General features: G+C 37.9%; 24 protein-coding genes and 1 tRNA gene. 19 read left to right on the top strand and 6 right to left on the bottom strand.

The features are described from left to right. The first annotated feature begins 32 nt into the window (after window positions 1–32). On the top strand, window positions 33–2,054 hold the full coding sequence (locus ACSLP7_RS02815; protein WP_435577905.1) for a S9 family peptidase: 2,022 nt from the start codon (window positions 33–35) through the stop codon (window positions 2,052–2,054). Here ACSLP7_RS02815 and ACSLP7_RS02810 read toward each other — a convergent pair. The 5 genes from ACSLP7_RS02810 to hutI form a co-directional block, all read right to left on the bottom strand. Next, window positions 2,047–2,475, bottom strand: a complete 429-nt coding sequence (locus ACSLP7_RS02810; RefSeq protein WP_435577904.1) for a hypothetical protein — start codon at window positions 2,473–2,475, stop codon at window positions 2,047–2,049. The genes ACSLP7_RS02815 and ACSLP7_RS02810 overlap by 8 nt on opposite strands. Window positions 2,476–2,665: 190 nt before the next feature. After that, window positions 2,666–3,610 carry a bifunctional helix-turn-helix transcriptional regulator/GNAT family N-acetyltransferase gene (locus ACSLP7_RS02805; RefSeq protein ID WP_435577903.1) on the bottom strand — a complete coding sequence of 315 codons (945 nt, stop codon included), beginning with the start codon at window positions 3,608–3,610 and terminating at the stop codon, window positions 2,666–2,668. A 65-nt stretch (window positions 3,611–3,675) separates the two neighbouring features. After that, a complete protein-coding gene (locus ACSLP7_RS02800) occupies window positions 3,676–4,278 on the bottom strand; it encodes a cyclodeaminase/cyclohydrolase family protein (RefSeq protein WP_435577902.1) in 603 nt (200 codons plus the stop codon). Window positions 4,279–4,328: 50 nt separating this feature from the next. Continuing rightward, the gene (gene ftcD, locus ACSLP7_RS02795; protein ID WP_435577901.1) at window positions 4,329–5,372 is read right to left on the bottom strand and encodes a glutamate formimidoyltransferase; all 1,044 of its coding nucleotides are present in this window, start codon (window positions 5,370–5,372) and stop codon (window positions 4,329–4,331) included. A 1-nt stretch (window position 5,373) separates the two neighbouring features. Beyond that, complete coding sequence (gene hutI / locus ACSLP7_RS02790) at window positions 5,374–6,615, bottom strand: imidazolonepropionase (protein ID WP_435577900.1); 1,242 nt, start codon at window positions 6,613–6,615, stop codon at window positions 5,374–5,376. A 96-nt stretch (window positions 6,616–6,711) separates the two neighbouring features. Here hutI and ACSLP7_RS02785 point away from each other — a divergent pair, with 96 nt between their 5' ends. From ACSLP7_RS02785 to ACSLP7_RS02720, 14 genes are all read left to right on the top strand, one after another. Next, window positions 6,712–7,881 (top strand): trans-sulfuration enzyme family protein, encoded by a 1,170-nt coding sequence (locus ACSLP7_RS02785; protein ID WP_435577899.1) that lies wholly within the window; start codon window positions 6,712–6,714, stop codon window positions 7,879–7,881. 5 nt (window positions 7,882–7,886) lie between these two features. Then, on the top strand, window positions 7,887–8,603 hold the full coding sequence (gene bshB1 / locus ACSLP7_RS02780; protein ID WP_435577898.1) for a bacillithiol biosynthesis deacetylase BshB1: 717 nt from the start codon (window positions 7,887–7,889) through the stop codon (window positions 8,601–8,603). 88 nt (window positions 8,604–8,691) lie between these two features. Next, window positions 8,692–8,767: transfer RNA gene (locus tag ACSLP7_RS02775), tRNA-His, on the top strand. A 521-nt stretch (window positions 8,768–9,288) separates the two neighbouring features. Continuing rightward, window positions 9,289–10,272, top strand: a complete 984-nt coding sequence (locus ACSLP7_RS02770) for a hypothetical protein (protein ID WP_435577897.1) — start codon at window positions 9,289–9,291, stop codon at window positions 10,270–10,272. A 284-nt stretch (window positions 10,273–10,556) separates the two neighbouring features. Continuing rightward, a complete protein-coding gene (locus ACSLP7_RS02765; RefSeq protein ID WP_435577896.1) occupies window positions 10,557–10,763 on the top strand; it encodes a helix-turn-helix transcriptional regulator in 207 nt (68 codons plus the stop codon). A 5-nt stretch (window positions 10,764–10,768) separates the two neighbouring features. Next, window positions 10,769–13,042 carry an N-6 DNA methylase gene (locus ACSLP7_RS02760; protein WP_435577895.1) on the top strand — a complete coding sequence of 758 codons (2,274 nt, stop codon included), beginning with the start codon at window positions 10,769–10,771 and terminating at the stop codon, window positions 13,040–13,042. Next, window positions 13,032–14,387 (top strand): restriction endonuclease subunit S, encoded by a 1,356-nt coding sequence (locus tag ACSLP7_RS02755; protein WP_435577894.1) that lies wholly within the window; start codon window positions 13,032–13,034, stop codon window positions 14,385–14,387. The genes ACSLP7_RS02760 and ACSLP7_RS02755 overlap by 11 nt, the downstream gene beginning before the upstream one ends. Beyond that, a complete protein-coding gene (locus ACSLP7_RS02750; RefSeq protein ID WP_435577893.1) occupies window positions 14,387–16,423 on the top strand; it encodes a DUF4357 domain-containing protein in 2,037 nt (678 codons plus the stop codon). The genes ACSLP7_RS02755 and ACSLP7_RS02750 overlap by 1 nt, the downstream gene beginning before the upstream one ends. Before the next feature lie 250 nt (window positions 16,424–16,673). Further along, window positions 16,674–16,826: a hypothetical protein gene (locus tag ACSLP7_RS02745; RefSeq protein WP_435577892.1), complete on the top strand. Its 153-nt coding sequence runs from the start codon at window positions 16,674–16,676 to the stop codon at window positions 16,824–16,826. Then, window positions 16,827–17,204, top strand: a complete 378-nt coding sequence (locus tag ACSLP7_RS02740) for a hypothetical protein (protein ID WP_435577891.1) — start codon at window positions 16,827–16,829, stop codon at window positions 17,202–17,204. Window positions 17,205–17,388: 184 nt separating this feature from the next. Further along, the gene (locus tag ACSLP7_RS02735) at window positions 17,389–18,075 is read left to right on the top strand and encodes a hypothetical protein (RefSeq protein WP_435577890.1); all 687 of its coding nucleotides are present in this window, start codon (window positions 17,389–17,391) and stop codon (window positions 18,073–18,075) included. A gap of 148 nt (window positions 18,076–18,223) precedes the next feature. Further along, a complete protein-coding gene (locus ACSLP7_RS02730) occupies window positions 18,224–18,877 on the top strand; it encodes a DUF2306 domain-containing protein (protein ID WP_435577889.1) in 654 nt (217 codons plus the stop codon). 146 nt (window positions 18,878–19,023) lie between these two features. Next, a complete protein-coding gene (locus tag ACSLP7_RS02725) occupies window positions 19,024–19,533 on the top strand; it encodes a GNAT family N-acetyltransferase (RefSeq protein ID WP_435577888.1) in 510 nt (169 codons plus the stop codon). Between the two features lie 112 nt (window positions 19,534–19,645). Then, window positions 19,646–20,104 carry a hypothetical protein gene (locus ACSLP7_RS02720; RefSeq protein WP_435577887.1) on the top strand — a complete coding sequence of 153 codons (459 nt, stop codon included), beginning with the start codon at window positions 19,646–19,648 and terminating at the stop codon, window positions 20,102–20,104. Window positions 20,105–20,253: 149 nt separating this feature from the next. Here ACSLP7_RS02720 and ACSLP7_RS02715 read toward each other — a convergent pair whose 3' ends face one another. Next, a complete protein-coding gene (locus ACSLP7_RS02715; RefSeq protein ID WP_435578014.1) occupies window positions 20,254–20,511 on the bottom strand; it encodes a winged helix-turn-helix transcriptional regulator in 258 nt (85 codons plus the stop codon). Between the two features lie 227 nt (window positions 20,512–20,738). Here ACSLP7_RS02715 and ACSLP7_RS02710 point away from each other — a divergent pair, with 227 nt between their 5' ends. From ACSLP7_RS02710 to ACSLP7_RS02695, 4 genes are all read left to right on the top strand, one after another. Next, window positions 20,739–21,515: an MBL fold metallo-hydrolase gene (locus ACSLP7_RS02710; protein WP_435577886.1), complete on the top strand. Its 777-nt coding sequence runs from the start codon at window positions 20,739–20,741 to the stop codon at window positions 21,513–21,515. Window positions 21,516–21,734: 219 nt separating this feature from the next. After that, window positions 21,735–22,310, top strand: coding sequence for a TetR family transcriptional regulator C-terminal domain-containing protein (locus tag ACSLP7_RS02705; protein WP_435577885.1), 576 nt, complete (start codon window positions 21,735–21,737; stop codon window positions 22,308–22,310). Window positions 22,311–22,368: 58 nt separating this feature from the next. Further along, window positions 22,369–23,265: an SDR family oxidoreductase gene (locus ACSLP7_RS02700; RefSeq protein ID WP_435577884.1), complete on the top strand. Its 897-nt coding sequence runs from the start codon at window positions 22,369–22,371 to the stop codon at window positions 23,263–23,265. 2 nt (window positions 23,266–23,267) lie between these two features. Then, on the top strand, window positions 23,268–23,972 hold the full coding sequence (locus tag ACSLP7_RS02695; RefSeq protein ID WP_435577883.1) for an SDR family oxidoreductase: 705 nt from the start codon (window positions 23,268–23,270) through the stop codon (window positions 23,970–23,972). Window positions 23,973–24,102: the final 130 nt, after the last annotated feature.

The following is a 24,102-nucleotide window of genomic DNA, read 5'->3' as shown; positions in this document are numbered from 1 at the left end:
TACATTGAGTATTTTTATAAAAATTTTAAACTATGCGGATCTTATTAAGCCTCACCCTGTTATTTTTTGTTGCTGATTTCAATGCCCAAGAGGTATTTGAACCTTTAGATGTCTTTGAATTGGAATATGCTGGAGATCCGCAGATCAGTCCAGACGGCAGTCAAATCGTTTACCGACGTACTGGGTTTGATATCATGAAGGACCGCTCCTTTGGTAACCTTTGGATAGTATCTGCCGATGGAAAGACCCATCAAAAGCTTACACCGAATGATGTCAATGAAGGCAGTGCTAGTTGGTCACCTTCAGGAGACCGCTTGGTTTACAGAGGCAGCTCAGATAAGGGTTCCGAGCTTTTTGTGATGTGGATGGACAGCGGCCGTAGTGCCCGTTTGACCCAATTGGAGAAATCGCCTTCTAATTTGAGTTGGTCGCCAGACGGCCAGTGGATCGCCTTTACCATGAAGGTAGATGCAAAAGCGCCGGTAATTGCGCAAATGCCCGCCAAACCAAAAGGTGCGCAATGGGCAGATGCTCCTAGGATTACAGATCGCCTAAAACATGAGGCCGATGGCGCTGGTTACCTCAAACCCGGATTCACTCACATCTTTGTAGTGCCTGCCAGTGGTGGAACTCCGCGACAAATCACTAGCGGAGATTTTAATCACAGCAGTTCACTGAGTTGGACGGCTGATGGAAAGCACATTTTATTTTCAGCCAACAGAAACCCCGATTGGGAGTACGATTTTAGAAACTCAGAAGTATACAGCGTTGCAGTGAGTTCTGGGGCTGTTAAGCAACTGACAGATGCTCCAGGACCTGATAGAAGCCCAATGGCCTCTCCAGACGGTAAGCGCATCGCTTATTTAGGTTATACCGATAAGGTGCAAACTTATCAAACCACCAAACTCCGCATTATGAATGCCGATGGCAGCGGGCAGCAAGATATCTTTCCTGGTTTGGATCGATCGGTAAAAGACATACAATGGAGTAAAGACGGACGCAGTATTTACTTTATGTATGATGAATACGGCGAGACTAAGATCGCGCGCTTTAATCTTAAAGGTTCCTATACTGATTTGGTGGGCTCTGTTGGAGGAACAACCTTAGGACGTCCTTATGCTAGTGGAAGCTACAGCCTGTCTGACGCAGGGAATATTGCCTATACTTTGTCCAAGCCAGACCGACCAGCAGATGTAGGCTTGTTTACTGCAAGTAAAGGAAATACAAAGCAACTGACCACTTTGAATGAAGACCTTTTGGCCAATAAGACCTTGGGCAAGGTAGAAGAGTTGTGGTACAAGGCCTCTACTGATGGTCGTGACCTACAGGCTTGGGTGGTGTACCCTCCCAATTATAATCCGGCGAAAAAGTACCCGATGATGATCGAAAATCACGGTGGACCTATTTTGAATTATGGCGACAGATTCTCTGCAGAGATCCAATTGTATGCCGCTGCTGGATATATTGTGTACTATCCCAATCCGCGTGGTAGTACGGGATACGGAGAAGAGTTTGGAAACCTACTGTTCAACAACTATCCCGGAGACGATTATCAAGACGTAATGGACGGAGTGGACGTATTGATCAGCAAAGGAATTGCTCATGAAGAGCAACTCTTTGTCACTGGCGGAAGTGCCGGTGGAATTATGACGGCTTGGATCATTGGAAAGAACAACCGTTTTGAAGCCGCAGTAGTAGCTAAACCCGTGATGAACTGGATCAGTAAAACCTTAGTGGCCGATAACTATTACGGGTACGCCAACAGCCGTTACCCGGGGCAACCTTGGGAGAACTTTGAAGGTTATTGGAAGTTCTCGCCGCTTTCTCTTGTAGGGAATGTTGAAACCCCAACCATGGTTATGGTGGGCATGAATGACTTGAGAACTCCTCCTAGTGAAGCCAAACAGCTTTATCACGCCTTAAAACTGCGTAAAATAGAAACTGTTTTAGTAGAGATTCCCGAAGCCTCACACGGTATTGCGTCTCGCCCGAGTAATTTGATCACTAAGGTAATGCATACGCTGGCTTGGTTTGATAAGTTTAGAACTAACTAGAAGTAGCCGTTTCTTTCTTTCTGCGGACTCTACTGATGAGTTTGTAGCTCAATACGTGACTGATCGCCAGTAGGGCAGCCGCCCAGGCAAAGGTCTCTTTAAAGTAAGGAGCCAAGTAATTGGTTTGTCCGTCTGTGGCCTTCCACAGCTCAAAGGTGACCAAAAAGGCAACCCAAGACATGAGTCGTATACCTAAGCGTTTATAGCGCTCGTCTACACTAAAGAGCAGAAAATGCACCAGTACCATTATCAGTAAAGAAGGAACACTCACCACAAAGAAGATCCAAAGAAGCAGCAGCCAAATATTCGGGTCAAAGAAATTGGTAGGTGCGTTCACTAAGAGATACACTAAGGAGATCACGAGTACATGGGTGATCCAGAAAACCACCAATCCGTCCGTTGATTTTATTTTGTTAGACATACCAGGCCTGTTGCGTTAAAGAAATTTAGAAGCAATAGCAAACTGACAATTACAATTTACCGTATCCCGAAGCGTGATTTATAGGGATGAATACCCTGGGACCCTTGAAGGTCGATCAAAAGAATTTTCATGCTGTGGGAGTTGATGCTTACTGTAAATATACGCAATATTTAAGCGAGCTGAAATTCAGTTAGTTGAGTGGCAAATACATTTTGATATTGCTGCGCTCATAAGGAGAATCAGATTCTACAGGAATTTCTTCAAAGCCGTATTTACGGTAGATATGAATCGCATTCTCTAAAATGCGGTTGGAGTAGAGCAGGAGTGCTTTCCAATTTTGCTCCTTGGCAAAGCTAATGCAGTGTTGCATAAGTTTTTGTCCTACGCCTTTCCCGCGAGCTTCAGGTGAGACTGCCATTTTAGTAAGTTCAAAAAGATTGTCTTCAATTCTTTTAAGGGCCACAGTACCCAAAACTTTACCGTTTTGCAAGGCGTAGAATATATGACCTCCGGGATCTAAAATGTACTGCTGAGGTTTGCTCAGTACTTCGCGATCAAAATCCTCCACATAAAAGTAAGTTTCCAGCCACTCTATATTCAAATCATAAAAGGCTTGGCTTAAAGAGGGTTCGTGGGTTTTAATTTCGATGGTGAGTTCCTTTTGGATGCGTTCTTTGACGGTTTGCATTAATGTTTCTGATCTAAGCGCTTGTTCAAAATGATCGATATGCGCCAAGAGGCTGTCCGATTGTAGCTGGGTAAATTCTTTAACCGTCCTGTCCAAAATCTCCCAAATTGGACTCAAGCGCTGAAACAATTTAGTTCCAGTAGGAGTAGGGCTGATGGTCTTTTTGCGTTTGTCCTCTGGGTCGAGCTGTAAATGGATCAAACCGCGCTGTTCCAGTTTTTTGATGGTTTGGGTTACGGCAGGCTGACTGGTCTTTAAAGCGTCAATGAGTTCATTGTTGGTGGTCTGTTCCCGCTTGACAATATTGTAGAAGGCAGGGAAGAGGTAAGGATCAAAATCTATGTTTTGATCCGTATACAACTCCTGAGTCTGCTTCATCAAAGTGTCACTAACCCGTTTTAAACGCGATCCAAGACTGATTTCTCCTAAAGAACGAACAATATCCATAACTAATTATATAAGTACTTATGCAAATATATAAAGTTCTATTGAATTGCAATAGGGTAAGTGTATTAAAGTTTCTCGTTGATCAGTGCGATCACTTCACTTTCCGCAGCAGCGGCCTGCTCACAGAGTGCAGCAGCACGAGCCAGAATGTCTTCTGCAAAAGCGCGATCCTTTAAGTCCTTGGCATTGATCTTTACATTGAAATAGGCACCAAAGACAGCCGTTTTAGCACAAAGAATCCCAACAGCAGAATCCGAAAGCGAACTCTGCAAGCCATCTTTAAGCATGGCGTGCATGACTTCCATGGAATCCAAAGCGGTTTGCATCACTTGGAAAGGAACCTCTGTAGCATATTGCGTGGCCGCTTCAATGGCTGCTTTACGCGCCGCCACGTCTGCTTCACTGTCCTTAGGCAATCTAAAGGCATCCATGATCTTGTTGAAGGAGTTGGTGTCTTCATCCACCAAGAAAAGCAGCTTGTCCTTGTAGGCTTGTCCTTTTTCTGCCCATTTGGAATAGAACTCCCATTTATCATCCCAGCCGGCTTTGTGGGCGGATAGGTTAGCAACCATAGTTCCTAAGGCCGCACCGAGTGTACCCACATAGGCAGCAATAGAACCTCCACCGGGAGCCATGGATTCTGAGGCAGTCTCCTCAGCAAAACACACTTACGGTGAGATCGATCAATTTGTCGGCGGAATCATCGGCGAGCATGTATTCAATGATACCGCGCCTTTGGGTCAAAAGGTTTTAGATCGTCCAGCCCTAAGGATTTCACAGCGATCTTGATCTTTTCACTTTCTGAGATTCCTAAGGAACGGCTTTGTTTGGTCAGGTAATAATCCGCAGCATCTAACATGGCCTTAAGCGGCACCAATCCAACCAATTCCGAACCCGTAACACGCAAACCGCGACGATCCGCAGCTTTGCAGGTCTCGTCAAAGGCAATATGCATGGGCGTAATGGAAACATTGGTCAAATTGTAAGAGATCTGCGCAATGCCGTATTCCTCAATATACCAACCAATACCTTTTACAGCCTTTAGCTTTCCAGGGATAAGAACAGGCTCTCCATTCTCATCCAATACTTTCTTGCCTATAATCGGATTGCCCTCGCGCTTTACACGTCCACGCTCGCGAATATCAAAGGCGACAGCATTGGCACGGCGGGTAGAGGTACTGTTGAGGTTTACGTTATAGGCGATCAGAAAATCGCGAGAGGCAATGGCCGTAACTCCTGTCTTGGCTACGTTTTCATTGAACTCCGCAGGGCCAAAATCTGGAGTCCACTCCGGATCTGCCAATTTGGTGGCCAAACCTTCATATTCGCCTTCACGGCAATTGGAGAGGTTTTTACGCTTTTCTTCTTTGGCTGCAGCTTCATAGAAATATCCGGGAATGCCCAACTCTTTCCCAACGCGCTCACCCAAACGGTGGGCATAGGCTGCAGTTTCTTCTAGGCTGATGTTCGCAATAGGCACCAAGGGACAAACGTCTGTAGCACCAAAACGCGGATGCTCCCCGCTGTGTTGGCGCATATCAATGAGTTCACTGGCCTTTTTGATCAAGAGGAACGCAGCTTCAATTACAGGCTCCGGCTCCCCCACAAAGGTGATCACCGTTCTGTTGGTAGCCGCTCCGGGATCAATGTCCAAGAGTTTTACGCCGGGTACGGTCTCTACAATATGAGCGATATCTTGAATTTTGTCTGCATCGCGTCCTTCACTGATATTAGGAACGCATTCAATGAGTTGTTTTTGCATTTTAGTTGGTGGGTTTATAGCTGTAACCGCTAATAAGTACTTCTTGGATATGATTTTGTCCAAACGAATAAGGCAAATAGCCTATGGATGGAATGGGTTCTGTGATGATCAAATTGGCGCGTTTGCCAACAGTAATACTGCCTACTTCTGCTTCAAGGCCCATGGCGTAAGCTCCGTTAATAGTTGCCGCGTTAATCGCTTCTTCTGGCGTCATCTTCATTTTAGAGCAGGCTAAAGCAACTACCAAATTCATGTTTCCACTAGGGGCAGAACCTGGATTGTAGTCTGTGGCCAAAGCCAATGGCAAGCCAGCATCTATGATTCGGCGGGCAGGCGTGTAAGGAATTCCTAAAAACAAACTGCAGCCCGGTAAGGCCACAGGGATGGTTTCACTGCCTTTTAAAGCCTGAATGTCATCTTCGGTAAGTTCTTCCAAATGATCCACACTCAAGGCATTGTGTTTAACGCCCATGGCTACGCCGCCATTAGCCGTGAATTGATTCACGTGGATTTTGGGTTTTAAATTGTACTGAGCTCCTGCCGCCAGCAGCCTGTCTGTATCTTCTAAAGAGAAATATCCGTCCTCACAGAAAATGTCGATATAATCTGCCAAACCGCTGTCTGCAATGGCTGGGAGCATATCACTGATGATGTGATCAATATAGTCTGCGGAGGTTTCAAAGCCAGCTGGAACAGCGTGAGCTGCTAAAAAACTGGTGCGTACTGGAATGTCATAGTCATAGGAAAAGCGCTTGGCGATCTTGAGCATCATGCGCTCGGTCTCCATGGTAAGGCCATAACCGCTTTTGATCTCTATGGCTCCTGTTCCCATTTTGATCACGGCATTCATTCTTTTCACCGCCTGAGCGTAGACCTCCGTAATGTCTGAGGCGCCCATGGCTTTGGCAGAATTTAGGATGCCTCCGCCGGCCTCTGCGATCTCTTGATAGCTGGCTCCTTTGAGGCGCATATCAAATTCCTTTTCACGGTTACCGGCATAAACCAAGTGGGTGTGTGAATCACACCAGGTGGGCAGCACATAGCTTCCTTTGACGTCCTTGACTTCTGTTATGCCTTCAGTAGGGCAGCTGTCCATGGTTCCAAAACCACTGATCTTTCTGTTTTCTATGGTAAGCCAAGCATTTTCCAGTTGAGGAAGCTCTTGCATTTGCGCCCCGCTGAGGTAACGCACACCTTGGTCTCTCACTTGTACCAAGGCTTTGATGTTCTTGATCAGGATCATGAATATTTAGCTGCAGTTGATGGGTAAAGATAACAAAGCTCCCGCGATTTTGAGTCTGACAATTTTCGTAATTTAGAAGCAGAAAATGACAATCCCATGGCTCAAGGAAAATTAGGTTTAAATACCGTTTGTACCCATACCGGAGAAGTGCCAGACGAGCAGTTCCAAGGGGCAATTTCGCCCATCTACCTCAGCAGTTCATACGCCTATGAAGGTGTTGATGTAAAGCGCTATCCGCGTTATTTCAACACGCCCAATCAAGAAGGACTCTCTAAAAAAGTTGCTGCTTTAGAAGGCTGTGAGGCGGGAATGATCTTTGGAAGTGGAATGGCCGCAGTAAGCACCACGCTCATGGCCTTTTTGCAAAAAGGAGATCATGTGGTCTTGCAAGAGGCACTTTACGGCGGAACCTACAATTTAGTAGTGGAGGAATTTGAGAAGTTTGGGATCGAGTACAGCTTTACAGAAGGCTTGAGTGAAGCGGCCTTTGAAGCAGCCGTGCGTGGGAATACTAAAGTGGTTTATGTGGAGACTCCATCCAACCCGCTTATGAAGGTCACGGACCTTGCGATGATAGGCCGATTGGCTAAGAAGCACAATTTGGTCAGCATGATAGACAATACGTTTGCTTCTCCCGTGAATCAAACGCCTAAGGACTTTGGCATTGACATTATGATCCACAGTGCTACCAAATATATGGGTGGACACAGCGATATTTGTGCCGGAGCCGTTGCGGCCTCTCAAGAACATATTGATCGTATTTGGAACCTGGCCAAGAATTTTGGTGGCAGTTTGAGCGATATGACTGTGTGGCTCTTGGAGCGCAGCATGAAAACCATGGCCTTACGCGTGAAGCAACAAAACGCCAATGCTTTAGCCATGGCTGAGTGGTTGGACGGCCGTGAAGAAATTGGGCGCGTCTACTACCCAGGCTTGGCGTCTCACCCCGATCACGAATTGGCCAAAAGCCAAATGCGAGGATTTAGCGGCATGATGTCTTTTGAGTTGGCCGAAGGGATCAACGCAGAAGCATTTTTAGAAGCGTTACAACTGATAAAACCTTCCATGAGTTTGGCGGGTGTGGAATCTACCATGCTATTGCCGAGTAAGACCTCACATTTCCTTTTAGGGGAAGAGGAGCGCGCCAGACAAGGCATTTCTGAGCAGCTCATTAGATTCTCTGTGGGAATTGAAGAAGTGGAAGACCTGCAAGGCGATATTGTGGCCGCTTTAAAACAAACCGCTCAAGTACAACCTGTAAACTAAAGGCATTGAAATTAGATATACTCGCCATTGGGGCGCATCCGGATGATGTAGAATTGGGCTGCGGAGCCACTTTAGCCAAGGAGATCGCTTCTGGAAAAAAGGTCGGTATTCTGGATTTAACAAGAGGAGAACTCGGTACCCGCGGCACGCCGGAGATTAGAGATCAGGAGGCCAAGGCCGCAGCAAAAATATTAGGAGCGGTAGTGCGGGAGAACATTGCCATCCCGGACGGCTTTTTTACCAACTCCAAAGAAAATCAACTCAAGATCATTGAAGTGTTGCGCAAGTATCAACCCGATATTGTGCTTTGCAACGCGGTAGACGACCGACATATTGATCACGGCAAAGGATCTAAACTGGCCAGTGATGCCTGCTTTTTAAGCGGCTTAAGACGTATTGAAACTACGCATAATGGCGAGGCGCAACAAGCCTGGAGGCCTAAACTGGTCTATCATTATATTCAATGGAAGAACCTGGAGCCGGACTTTGTGGTTGATGTGAGCGATTATATAGAAAAGAAGCAGAAAGCTGTTTTTGCCTATACCAGTCAGTTCTTTGACCCGAACAGCGATGACCCGTCTACGCCCATAAGCAGTTCTAACTTTAAAGAGAGTATTTCTTACCGAGCCAGAGACTTAGGACGTTTGATAGGGGTGGAGTACGCTGAAGGATTCACGGTGGAACGCTACGTAGCCGTGGACAGCCTCTTTGATTTGAAATAAATTTTTTTGGCCCGCATATTGCGCTAAGGAATTAAAGTGATTATATTTGCCTCCGCTTATTAGCAAACCAGTATGATAAGCGTTAAATGGTGGTTGTAGCTCAGCTGGTTAGAGCGCTGGATTGTGGTTCCAGAGGTCGCCGGTTCGAACCCGGTCTTCCACCCAGTAAAGCCTTTGCGCATGTGCGCAAGGGCTTTTTTTGTAAGCGTCCGCGAAGCTCGCTTCAGCGGAAAGCGTAAAAAAAAACCCTGCAGTTGCATTGCAACTGAGGCTTTACTAGCAGGTTTCTTTTATCCGGATCACGCCGAGCAGTGCGAGGCGTAACCTTTTTTGAAGCTTTACAGAATGAGTTTCTATAACTGCCGGCGCGGCAGGCTGGCCCCTCGTGTAAAATGTCCACTGGACATTTTATGGTCACTCGGTCCTGAATCACACGCATTTGCAACACAAATGCGTGTAACGCGACCTTTAAACTGCTCCACTTAATGATGTTTTTCCTAACTTTAAAGTCTCCCCGTTAATATTCCCCACGTAATTAAAACTAACAGCGACAAGTAAGCTGCTGACAAAATGAGTACTTCCCCTTCGGGATGCCTCCACCAAATGTCCACCGGACATTTGCTATTGCTTTGCAATAGTTTGTTACAGCAGTATGCGAAGACGTTGTGTGTCATTAAAGAACATTATGAAAAAATTCATTTACTATCCGAATTTAGAACCACCAAATACAGAATGGCTGAAATTTTCAATTCTGTATATGGAAAAGTTCGAAAGTATTGTTCCTTATGATAGACGACATTTGATTTCAGACGAATACAATAGACTTCTGAACGAAACCGACTTGGTAGAAATGTACTCACCTGAATATATGCAAAGTGAAAGAGCTACAATCAAATCAATTGAGGAAGCTCAAAAATTCTTGCAAAATCCATATGGACGTGGACCTTTAATGAATAGAATAAACATTGAGAGAAGTTGGAGGACTGAAAGAAATTGGACGTATCAAATCTTCACAGAAAAGTTTTCACCTCAATTTAGTGAGTTTTGCGAAAGTGAAAGGATAGGAATAAGAAATGGACAAGGTTTGATGTTACCAAAGGAGTTAGCATTCATATTTATGACTCATTTAGCTCAAGAAATTTCCTATGAGAGAAATGGTTCAATAATAACTGACAGCGTTGAATTTGATAATTATTCAAACTTTTCGAGAGTATACAATCCTGGAGTTAGAAATCGGAACAAGTTTATGAAAGGAATTATAAACTTGCTTGTTCCTGCTAATATATCGGAAATAAGCTTTGATAGGTTAATTGAATTCAGGAATAGAAATAGAGAACACATTTCAGCATTTAATAATCAGATTAGTCTTTTAGAAGATTCAATTGGCAATGGGATTACAGAAAGAGAATTCATTAACAGTTTCAATCAAGTTTATTCCGAATTGACAAGAGAAATAATCCTTATGGGAATTGGACTTGCTTCAATTCCTTTTGCAACATATATGCTTATTAATAATCCCCAAGCCTTAACTGCTGAATACACTAAGGAAATATTGGGTGCAATCGGAATAAGTGCTGCTGGAACCTATGCAATAAAAAGAGCTCTTTTTGATACAAGAGAAAGACGACTATGTAAAAAATATTTTACGAATGTTGAACGACTAAAATAACGCCACACAACAATGGCTATAATTCATTGCTAGGTTCTAACTAATTTTAAAACAATTAACTATCAATAAGGCCCGATTTCTTACCGACAATTTCCTACCGGAAATCGCCACAACGAAATCATAGCCGAGACCGTTGTACGCAAGCTGAAAAAAGAGCCGACCGCACGTTCAAGCACATTTCATTTTGCTCGTTCCTCACAAAATAAAAAGAGCTTTCACTTTCCCAACGCTCTTTGACTGAATTTCATTAAAAGTTGATATATTTGCATTAAATGCTAATTAAAATGAATAAAAAGTCAATTAATAGACTGAAAGCTGTTTTGGCTGAAAAAGGTAAAACCAATAAATGGTTAGCTGAAAAGCTTGAAAAGAACGAAACGACAATCTCTCGTTGGTGTACAAACGAAGTACAACCTTCTTTAGATACTTTGGTGTTAATCGCAGAACTATTAGCAGTTGATGTTAAGGATTTAATAAACCCAACTCTTTAAGCAAAATGAAAATTGAAATACAACAAAAAGGAAATCAGATTTTTGCTCCATTAAAGGACAAATGGTTGGTTCAAACTCCAGAAGAGTTAGTTAGACAGGAATATATCAAACGACTTGTGAATGATTATGAATTCCCACTTGACCAAATGGCTCAAGAAGTGCAAGTAAACAACTCACAAAGAGGGCAAGGACGTGCTAGTGCTGATATAGTTATCTGGAAAAGTAAGAAAGATAGACAAGAATCAGTTAGCCCAATTATTGTCATAGAGTGTAAAGCAGAACATATTACTGTTAGAGAAGAAGACTACTTTCAAGGGTATAATTATGCTTCTTGGGCTGGTGCAGATTTCTTTGTAACGACCAACTTAAAAGAAACAAGAATTTTCAAAGTAGTAAAGGGTAAAATTCCTAAAAGACTTGAAGAAATTATCGATATTCCAGACGCTAAAAGTATACAAAGCGATAAGAAAATTGATGAAATTTTAAAGCAAACAAAAGCATTTACGAGAGATGAGTTTTCAAAACTGCTCTTTAATTGTCACAACATAATCAGAAACAATGACAAGCTATCTCCTGAAGCTGCATTTGATGAAATATCAAAAATCCTTTTCATCAAAATCAGATATGAAAGAACAAATTCAGGAAGTCAAATATTCTCAAGAAAACAGTTTTTATCGGATAAAGAAGCTTACGACAGACATAAGTCCAAAGATAGTAGGCCTTTTTACCAACAATTGTTTGAGAGTACGAAAGAAGATTTTAAAAATGATGACCTATTTGCTGAAAACGAAACAATTCGAATTAGAGAGAATAGTTTTGAAGCAATAGTTGAAAAACTTGAAAAGTATAACCTTTCAACGACTTCAGATGATGTAAAAGGTATAGCCTTTGAACAATTTTTAGGAAGAACGTTTCGAGGTGAATTAGGTCAATTCTTTACACCTAGAACAGTTGTTGATTTTATGGTTGATGTGCTTGACCCACAAGAGGGTGAAGTTATTTGCGACCCTTGTTGTGGTTCTGGTGGATTTTTAATCAAAGCTTTTGAATACGTAAGGGCAAAAATTGAAGATGAAATTCAGGAACAAAAAGAAAAAATAAAGGAGAAATATTTCAATCAAGACTTCGAAAAACTAACCGAAAAGAAAAAAGAAGAAGTTGAAGAAAAAGTCAACGAATTATTTAATTATCTGAATCAAGAGTTAGATATAAATAACGAAAAGAGTCGATTACGTGTACTTTCTTATGATTGCATCTTTGGTACGGATGCAAACCCAAGAATGAGTCGAACTGCAAAGATGAATATGATAATGCACGGAGACGGACACGGAGGTGTTCACCATAATGATGGTTTATTAAATGTAAATGGAATTTTTGAAAATCGCTTTGACGTTATTCTAACGAATCCTCCTTTCGGCTCTCGAATCGAAAAAAGCTTAAAAATTACCGAATCTGATAAGTACACTAACGAATCTAGAATTAAAGAATATAAGAAACGATATGGTAAAGCATACGAAGATGCCTTAAAACAAATTAATGACAATATTGGTGAATCATTACTAGGTCTGTACAAAACAGGAAAGATGAGTTCATTGACAGAGGTTTTGTTTATTGAGAGATGCATAAATCTTTTAAAGCCTGGTGGAAGAATGGGAATAGTTTTACCAGAAGGAGTACTCAATAATAGCAATCTTCAAAGAATCAGAGAGTTTGTAGAAAGTAAAGCCAAAATTGTATTGATTACGTCAATCCCGCAAGACGTATTCATTGCAAGCGGAGCAACGGTAAAACCAAGCCTATTATTCTTTAAAAAATTTACTGAAGAAGAAGCAAAGAATTGGAAAAGCATATCTGCCAAGGTTAAGAGAGAAATTGAAACTAAATATGCTCCCGAAATAAAACCAATAAAAGAAAAATTATCATTGAGAGGCAAAGGAGCACCATCAACTGACGAAAAGAAAAAACTACGAGCTTCTTTGAAAGAAATTCAAAATAAAATCAGCATTGAAATAAAAGCTGGAATTAAAAGTGAGTTTGATTATACAATTCCAATAGCGGAGGTTGAAAAGGCAGGTATAAGTACAACAGGCTCAAAAATTGACAATGAATTAGAACCACTTGCAAAGGAGTTTACAAAATATAGGAAGGAAAACCACCTATGGAATAAGAAATTTGACTACATAGATTACGAAGTTGATGATAATCACAATTTCTACCGTATACCATTTGCTGGTAATCCTGCAATTGCACAAGAACCCGAAGTTTTTTATGGAAAGTAGTACAACATTGATTCATACCATACCTTTTTCTGAACTCGATATTTGGGATGTAAAATCCTTTTTCCATCAAGCTGATATTTTCAATAGCAAATATCCAGTTGTTCTTTTTGGCGAATTTCTTAAGAAAGCATCAATTGACAAGATTAGTATTGATAACGACAAAGAATATAAAATACTTGGAGCAAGGGCTTATGGAAAGGGAGCATTTGTTAATAGAATTGTTAAAGGTGATACACTCAAAATGAGAAAGTATCAGAAGGCTAAAAAAGACCATCTTTATTGGTGCAAAGTTGATACTAAAAATGGAGCATTTGGAATCATAACAGAAGATTTGGCTGATGGTGTTGGCTCTTCAAATATGACATTTGCTAGTATAGATACTGAAAAAGCTAATCCAGATTTCGTTCAATTACTTTTTCGCAGCAGAAAGATAAACGAATACATGGACGGTTACGTATCAGGAACTACCAACAGAAAATACATTAAACCAGACCAGCTAAGAAATGAAATAAAAATAGTTTTACCTGACATTAATGAGCAAAACAGGATTGTATCAGAATATGATTCGAAAATAAGAATAGCAGAAGAACAAGAAAAAAAGGCTAAAGAATTAGAGATTGAAATCGAAAAGTATATTCTAGATTCACTAGAATTATCCAAACTCAAAGAACGTAAAAGTAGTAAGGGGTTACAATTTATCAACTATAAGAATATTGAAAGGTGGGACATTTTAGCAAAAGATTTAAGAATTATTAATGGTCTTTCAACTTCTAAATATGAACTCAAGAAATTGGGAGAGGTATTTCAATTTCCTTCTAGGTCTTGGAAAAAGAAAGAATTCAATGGTGATGAATTTCACTACATTGAATTAGGAGCAATAGATGAAATACTTGGAATTACCACTGTAAAAAAGATTGACATTAAAAAAGCACCAAGTAGAGCTACTCAAAAAGTCCAAAAAGGTGATTTAATTATTGGTACAACTAGACCGTATTTAAAGAGATTCGCCATAGTTACAGAGGAAAACGATGGTGATATTTGTTCTTCAGGGTTCTCCATAGTAGCTCCTAATCCAAAATATGATTTGACATACCTTAAAGAATTTCTTTTTTCATATTACGGAATTGAGCAGTTGAAGAATAGAATGACAGGAGCAACCTATCCTGCAATAACAAACTCCGAACTAAAAGAAATTCTCATTCCATTTCCATCTGTACAAATCCAGAGAGAAATTGGGAATCACATAGATAAATTGAAACAAACGATAATCGAATTAAAAAGAAATGCAGAAGAAAATAGGGCAGTTGCGATAAAGGAATTCGAAAGAGAAATATTTAGTAACTAATGAAAATTAAAAAGCTTGAAATAAAAGGTTATAAAAACCTCAAAGTAAGTTTAGAGCATAAGTCTGATGCTATTGCTCTAATAGGTAATAATGGAAGTGGAAAAAGTAACCTTTTAGAGGCTTTGAGTATCATTTTTAAAAATCTTTATGCGGATGAGAATAGCACTCCCTTTGATTACACTATCGAGTATGTTAACAGTGCAAATCAACACATAAAAATTGAAAAGAAAAGCTCACAACTAAACTACTTTGTCGATGATGAAACTCATATTTCGATAAAGGATTATTTACCAAAAAAAGTCATTGCGATTTATAGCGGTGAAGAAGATAGATTATGGAGGAAATGCTTTGAACCATTTTATCTGAACTTTGTAAAGGACATTAACAAGAGTGCACGAGAAGGCATAATGAGTTATAATCAAACTCCTAAAATGCTTTATCTAAATAAATATTACTGGCATCTCTCGTTACTATCCTTGCTCTTATCTGATAATGAAGAGAATCAAAAATTCGTCAAAGAGGTCTTGTCTATTACAAAAGTTAACAAGATTAAATTTGATTTCAATAAATCGAATTATCAAGAATACAAGAAAAGTCTAGTACTTGATTTTATTGATAAAATTGACAACAAGTCAGAATATACTTTAACTCAATTCAAAAAAATCGTGGATGATAACGGATTTAGTGTCGATGATGTTTACAAATACTTGTATTTAGCCTATTCTCCAAAAGACTCCAAAATAGTTAATGACATCAAAATCAAATTCAACGACCATCTTTCAATTGAAAGTTTGAGTGAAGGAGAGAAAAAACTATTACTACTTAAGTCTGCCTTTGAATTTGCAGAACAAGAGGACAGTTTATTTGTACTAGATGAGCCAGACGCTCACATACATATAAATAATAAGGATAAAATAACTGCAATTCTTGACCCATATAAAACCAACCGACAAATAGTAATAACCACACACTCTCCTACTGTCACAAAGGCAATTGAAAATGAGGAATTATTTATGATGGATGATGGTGAAATCATTGAAAGAAGAGAGCAGAAAATTATTGAGAATTTAACGGGTGAGTTTTGGAATAAACACCAACAAAGCACATTCCTTTCTAGTGACAAAAAACTGATATTACTTGTTGAAGGTAAACACGATAAAATTCACATTCGAACAGCTTTTGAAAAGCTATCAGGCGAATTTAATTCTTTGGATTTTGATATTTATTCACTTGGTGGAGAAGGTAAAATTGCACCATTTATGATTGGACTTTATGAAGCCAACTTAAAGAATGATATAACTTATGTCGCGATTTACGACAACGATGGTGCAGGGAACAGTACATTGAATAAGGCAGGTTTTGATAAAGAGGTTGATAATTGTGGTTACAGAAAATTGAAAGAAGATAAAATTAAACACAATCATTTCTTTGCAACTAAGCTTATAAAACCGAAAGACTTTACTGAAGATTGTACCATTGAGACAATGTATGAGCCTTCAAAATATCAGGAAGCATATAAAGAGGCAATGGATAAGACTTTACCATATTTCTCTAACAAATCGATTGATAAAATCAACAAAGAAATAAAGGATGCTTCAAAGAATATTTTGGCGGAAAAATCAAAGACTTTTGATGTTGAGGATTTCAAAAATTTCCGACCTCTTTTTTCTTTGTTGACAAAAATTATTGCCGACAACAAATCTGCTAAAGAAGAAACTACGTTAGAGACTGTGAATTTTAAAAATGCAAAAGGTTACTTTAATTCAGAAGATGAAACTTTAAAGCTGTTAAGTGGAAGTAGAATAAATAAGGATTTTACAGCTGCTACCAAACAATCATACAAAGATTCAAGAACTGAATTGGTGACTTCATTGCAACATTCAGTTGATGGAGATGAAATTGTTATAAACCAAGATTATACTTTCGATTCTCCAAGCGGTGCTGCGAAATTTGTGAATGGAGGAAATAGAAACGGTTGGACTTCTTGGAAATGTGAGGACGGAGAATCACTTAAAGAGAAATATAAAAATGAATAAGCCAACGCAGTGTTCAAGCACATTGCAATCCTCGTTCCTGTGGTTGCAAAGAGCTTTCACGCCAACGCTAACAAACTGAAAAGAAAGAAAGCCAGCGTACAACATTGTGTATAAGTAATAGCGGTTTAAGTGCTAAAACGATATATAAAATATAAAACAAAGGTCAGTACAAAGCTGAAAAGTTAGTGAGTAGAAATCCGCTACTACTCATACACGAGACCGTTAGCCACAAGTTGAAAAAACAGACACTATGGAAAATCAACCGAAATTTTTACCTGAAGATGAAGATGCTTATGAGCCAAGTCAATCAAAACCAGCAAAACCTGAAAGCGACAAATCATTTTTACTCTATTTTATAATTGCAGTTATTGTAATCATTATAATCGGTCAAACGTTTGGTTAAATGAGATACGAAGTACCAAATTCATATAATTGGTTTGCTAAACTGAATTTGACCCAATTCATTCCGTGGAATTTTGAATCAGAAATTAATCCGAATTCATCAATCAACGAACGATTTAAAATTGAGTGCGAACAAAATCGAGAAGTTCTGACTTTTGGACGCAGGCAAGATATGGACACTTTTGTCGGATTTGAAATTGTGGACGGAAAAGTAACGGAAAATATAATTGTATTTCATCCGTCATTTGGAACAAATGTCAAAGGTTGGAATATAATCGAATCTGAACATTCTGACTTCTTTGACTTTATGCAAAATAGAGTATTGCCTGAAATGAAAGAATGGATTCCAGAAGATGACGTAAATGTTTATATCAAATAAAAACCAGTGGCTAACAATGGCTATAATTCATTGTGGTTTTGTGCCACACCAAAACAAAAGTATAAATCAAACGGCTGGATTTCGGCGGAATAATCCTGCGGATGATTCCACAACGAAATCATAGCCGAGACCGTTGTGCACTATGCTAAAATACTTGCTTTACATATCAATCTTCTTTACAAGCGTGACTGGTTTTGGTCAGAGTATTAAATCAATTGTTGAGTATAAGAATATCAATGATTCATTAATAAAAACAAGAGCCACTTATTTCAATCAACAAGGTGAAATTACTCAAGACACTATCGTTTGGTTGCCTGATCCTATTAGTTTGTCTGAGGTTTTCAAAATTCATGAAAATCGATTCGTAAATAATTCGAAAACACTAGAATTAGAGTACGATTGGCATGTGAAATCAGACACTCGTATTGTTCGTTCTTTTTCGACCATTGAGTATGACTCTGTGACTAATTCAGAAATCCTTCATTGCTACGAAGCAGATTCACTTTTGCGATTTATACGTGAGGTTAAGTATGAAAAGAACACTATAGTTTCCAACACTAAATCGTGGGAATTTAATCCAGTTCTAAAAGAGAATGATAAACCTGATCTCGTTTTAATTGACACAATTTTCTTAGACGAGTTAAACAGACCAATTCGCAGTTTTAAGTATAACTCAAAAGCCAAGGGACCCGTTAATAGGTTTTTCACTTACTCCAAGGATTCAGTGACGGAAACGATTGTTGTTGGAGACTATGAGAAAAGCTTTAAGAGATTATATCCTGAATTACAGTTAACAATAGATTTGGCTCGGATTGATTACAAGGTGAAGACAGGAAAGAGTTATAAATACGAGGTTGAGTATTACGAGTAAAAAAGCACAGTGCACAACAACGCATATACCCCATACCAGCTACTTATACACAAAAAATGAGTAGCTTTAAATAAACTAATTTTTTGTGTAACCCAGGTTAGCGGTTAGCTGGCACAGGGCATATACGAAGACGTTAGCTGCAAGCTGAATGAACAAAATATCAACAAAAATATTAATCGGTATTTCGACTCTATTGATTTTATTCGCCTTGGGAGAATCGATTGGTAGAATAGGTGATTTGCATCTAGCAAAAGTAAACCCAGAAGTTTTCGACCCAGATTCTCACGATTTACATTATGCCCAGAATCCTGTAATAATGTACATACACGTTATTGCTGGAATTATATTTTTACTGACAGGTTCATACCAACTGATTCCATACTTCAGAAGAAAAAGAATCCAAACCCACAGATTTGTCGGAAAAGTATTTTTGCTAATAAGCTTGATTGTTTCTATATCTGCTATTTCACTTGCAGTGCTATTCCCATTTGGTGACATTTTGGAAACAATTTCTAATTTGATTTTTGGCACTTATATCTTGTACGCTACAATCAAAGGTTATACTTCGATTAGAGCAAAGAAAGTAATTGAGCATAGTTATTGGGTACGAAGAATTTTTTTTATATCGCTATCTATAGCGACTATTAGAATTATTATGATTCTAGGAATCGTAGTTAATGGGCAAAGCATAAAGGAAGTAATGGGAATTTCATTTTTACTTGGTTTCCTATTACATTTTGGGGTTATTGAATTATGGATAAGAAACCATAGGAATAAAAAAAATAATAAAGCCAGCAGCTAACAATGGCTATAATTCATTGTGGTTTAGTGCCACTCCAAAATAAAAGTATTAATCAAAGGCTGATTTCTAAGCGGAATAATCCTGCGGATGATTCCACAACGAAATCATAGCCGAGACCGTTACCTGCAAGCAAAAGAAACAGAAGATTGAAATTAAGAACAGCATCCATACAAGACCTTGATTTGGTTCAATATTGGGACACAAAACAGCACGTGATTGACTGTGACCCTGATGACGATTGGGATTGGGAAAAAGAACTTAACCGAAGTCCAGAATGGAGGGAACAACTTATAGCTGAAATAGATGAAGAACCAATTGGATTTATTCAAATAATTGACCCTCTATTGGAGGAAACTCATTATTGGGGCGAAGTTGAACCGAACAAAAGAGCTATTGATATTTGGATTGGAGAAGAACATAATCTGAATAAGGGATACGGAACAAGAATGATGAATCTCGCTATTGAGAAATGTTTTGAAAACGAATTGGTTGATGGTATTTTAATTGACCCGTTGAAATCCAATATTAAAGCTCAAAGATTTTACGAAAGACTAGGATTTGAATTTGTTGAAGAAAGAGATTTTGATGGTACAACGTGTATCATATATGAATTAAAAAGAATAAAGCCAGCAGGTAACAATGGGTATAAAACATAGGGCGGACAGTGGATTCCGCAAGTTTTCGGAACTTAGCAGGCTTTGTCTCGGTGGACAAGTACGCTGCTCCGAAATGCCCTACGTTTCATACCCGATACCGTTGGCAAACATTATGAACAAGATTCTGACAATTATTTTTCTTTTAGCCTACATTCCAAAATCTTTTGCATGTCTTTGTTTAAATCTTTGGAACGAGTGGGATGAATCAGAGGTTAGAGAACAATTTTCATATACTGATGTAATTTTCATCGGTGAATTAAAATCTATTTCACTCGAGGAGAAATGTTATGAGTTTGAAATTATTAATACGTTCAAAGGTGATTTAAAAAAAGAAGAAATAGTTCAAGGTTATTACATGAATTCTTGTAGTGCAATGCCAACCTTGAACGGTAAGTATCTAATCTATGGTTCTTACTATAATTTGGATGGGAAAATGATACTGGAATATGGTCAGTGTAGTTCTTCAAAATGGATTGAAAAAATTCACACACAGGAACTTGCTATTTATTTTGAGAAGGAACTTGAGTTTTTAAATCGTCATTTTGACACGAACGTTGAATTAGAAAACTAACGTTAGCCAACAACGCATACAAACAATGCACGTTTATGCTATATTTATAATCTCCCCGTTTTAATAAAGATTAATCTAGTCTGATCGTATGGGTCGTGTCAAGTTTGTGCACTATTTGTATACGGGGACGTTAGCATAAATACAAGAACTCACTTCAATACTTTATAATTATCAACGAACCAAGAACTAATATCTATCAACTTGTTTGACAAGGCAAAACCGAAATCGGTAAGTGCATATTCCACTTTTGGAGGCGCTTCTGAATACACTTTCCTTTTAACTATTCCATGCTCTTCTAATTTCTTCAAAGTCACAGTCAGCATTCTTCCAGAAATACCATCAATGTTTTTTTTGAGTTCTGAAAATCGGAGAATTTCGTAATATCCAAGATTATAAATACAGAACAATCCCCATTTATCGAAAGAAGCAGACAATAGGTTTTTTGGTTGGACAAATGCCCTGTTTGAGAAAAGGTTCTGTAGAAATATAAAATTTTTCAATTTTTTTCTTAAGCTTAACTTGCTGTAAATCAGTTTTGGTTACCATTTTGTTCATTAGTTATCTATATGTAAGTTATTGTATATCTGTACTTAAAAACATATTTTTGGTTACTTAAAGTAACTAAAACAAATATATGGAAGATTTTGATATAACATTTAAATGGATAGGCGCTTCTACCTGGATATTAAAAGTTGATAACCTAAAAATAGCTTGCGACCCTACTCTATGTAAGAAAGATACAATACAAGACCATAGATATTTTAAGGCTAAAAGACGGACTGAACCAAAATTTGATAAGAAAGATTTTGAAGGCATAGATTTTTGGCTTTTAACTCACGCACATGAAGACCACATTGATGTTCAGGGGCTAAATGTGATAGAACCTTCTACTAAAATATATGCAAACTCTAATCTAAAGAGATGGTTGAAACTTATTTATGCTACTAATGTTGACTATCTCAAAAGCGGAATGATGGAGAAATTTGAATATGAGAACATCAAAGTATCCATTGAAGCAGTTCCTTGTGTTCATGCTAGCAATTTTATAGCTGCGAAACTTGCGGGAAGTGTAAATGGTTATTGGTTGACCATAGAAAAGAGCAATTCAATTATCCAGATATATGTTACAGGCGATACTATTAATCATAAAAAGGTGAGAACTTTCATCAAAGGTCGAAAGGCCGATATAGTGATTCCAAATATAGGTGCTGGTGGACTAGATAAATTTGGTGGACCTTATACTTTTACCGCTAGTCAGTTTATGAATTTTAACCAAACATTAAATCCTAAAGTAATTTTACCTGTTCACCATAAAACATTTTCAATTTATAAAGAACCTATTGAAAAACTTTATGAATATAATGATGATAGAATTTTGAAATTCGATGAAGGAGAAACATTTGGATTGTAATAGTACTTATGCTAACAACGTGTATAATTAATTGCGGTTTGCTGGCTAAGAGAAGGATCTTTTCTTACAATTCACTTTATTACATTGCGGAAAAATAAATCGTGTACTTTTCCGCAACAAACCATACACGAACACGTTGGCAATAATAAAAACCTAAAAAAACTATTCGTTTATAAATTTATTATTACATTTGTAGACGACTGGTCTAATATTAAAATAATGAAAAAAGAAACAGTAGAAAGTATTTTAGAAATTGGAACTGATTTAATTCTAAAAAATGGATATCATAATGTTGGCTTGAATAAAATCCTGAAAGAAGCTAATATTCCTAAAGGTTCATTCTACTACTACTTCAAAAGCAAAGAAGATTTTGGATTACAAATAATCAAGTATTATTCTGAAAAATCTTTAGTTGTACTGAAAAGGTATTTAGAAGATAACTCTAAAAATAATAAACAAAGAATAATTTCTTTTTTTAATGATATGAAAGATATCTATACTGCTAAAGAGTATAAAGAAGGTTGTTTACTTGGAAATTGTAGTACAGAATTATCTGATTTTTCTGAATCATTCAGCATTTCGATTGCAAACGAATTGAATGCTTGGGAAAAATACTTTGAAAAGTGTATTCAAGAAGGACAAATTAAAGGGAATATTAAAATAAGTGAATCTCCTAAGATTTTAAGTGATTTAATCCTTACAATGTGGGAAGGTGCATTATTAAGGATGAAATCTTCAAAAAATGTAAAATCTATAGAAACATTTATTCTATATCTAGAAAAACACATATTATAATTTTTTTTATCATTTAATAGTAGACTGGTCTAATAACAAAAAATTTAAAACAAATGAAATGAGAAATTCAAAAAACAAAACAGTAGTAATTACAGGAAGTAGTAGCGGATTCGGTTATTTAACAACATTAACATTAGCTCGAAAAGGATATAAAGTATGGGCTACAATGAGAAATAGTGAAACAAAAAACGCTTCAAAAAAAGAGGATTTATTAAGTATTGCTGAAAAAGAAAATCTAAAAATATCAGTTCTTGATATGGATGTAAATGATGATAATTCGGTCATAACAGCAATTAATACAATTGTCAAAACTGATGGAAGAATTGACCATCTTATAAATAATGCAGGTTATATGTTTGTTGGCATTACAGAAGCTTATAGTATTGAACAAGCAAAAGAACAATTTGAAACGAACTTCTTTGGTATTCTACGTACAACAAAAGCAGTTCTGCCTTATATGAGAAAACAAAAAGACGGACTAATCGTAAATGTAACATCGTTAGCAGGAAGACTTACTTTTCCTTATTTCGGAATTTATTGTGCAAGCAAACACGCTGTAGAGGCCTATTCACAAGCTATGAGATACGAGTTAGCACCATTTGGCATTGAAGTCAGTATAGTAGAGCCTGGTCCATTTGGCACAAACTTATTATTTACAGGTCCTAAAGAAGAAAATCAAGATGTATTTAACGCTTATGGAGAACACAAAGATGTTCCATACGCTATGTTAAAAAACTTCGAAGGTTTTTATGCAACAGATGATGCACCCAATCCACAATTAGTAGCAGACAGTATTACTGAACTTGTCGAATCTGAAAAGGGAAGTCGTGCAGAACGTGTTGTATCAGGAATTGATTACGGTTTAATTGATTATAATACTAAAGTTGCACCAATTCAAGAGTCATTGATAAAAGATGCATTACAAATGGGACACCTTTTATCTGTTAATAAGTAAATATGAAACTACAGAATAAAAATGTGCTTATTACCGGTGGTAGCTCTGGTATAGGTAAAAAAACTGCTAGAAAATTTATAGAGAAAGGTGCTAACGTAGTTATTACCGGACGGGATGCTAATAAATTAAAAGAAGTAGCCAATGAGTTGGGTGCCATCCCTCTCCCATTTGATATTAGCGATTTAAAATCTATCCCTATAAAGGCAAAAGAAGCAGTAAACTTATTAAAAGGAAAAATTGATGTCCTAATTAATAACGCAGGAATTGGTGTATTTCCATTACTAGGGGAAGTAACCGAACAAAATTTAATGGATGTTTACAATACAAATGTCTTTGGTTTAGTTTTATTAACACAAGAAATTCTTCCTCTTTTCAAAAAGCAAAATTATGGAGATATTATAAATATTGGTTCTACAGCCAGTTCAAAAGGATTTGCAAGAGGTACTGTTTATGCATCTTCTAAATTTGCTCTAAGGGGTATAACACAATCGTGGCAAGCAGAATTACGAAAAGATAATATTCGCGTTTGTTTAGTTAATCCAAGTGAAGTAACTACAGCATTTGCCGATACAAACAGACAAGAACGGAAAGAAGAATCAAATAAATTGGGCTCAGAAGATGTTGCACATACAATTGTTTCAATTATAGAAATGAGAAAAAAAGGATTCATTCCTGAAGTTACAATTTGGGCTACAAATCCATTCTAAGAATTACTATTGCCAACACGGTATATAAAAAACAGCAGTTAAGAGCTAAACTTTAAGTATAGTTCTTAACTGCTATCTTTGTTTTAATCTGAAAAGTAGTTTAAATAAACTGCTACTTTTCATATACAAG

Origin of the sequence: Gilvibacter sp. (genome assembly GCF_965601605.1) — a bacterium.
GTDB lineage: Bacteria > Bacteroidota > Bacteroidia > Flavobacteriales > Flavobacteriaceae > Gilvibacter.
This window is presented reverse-complemented; position numbering and strand designations above follow the sequence as displayed.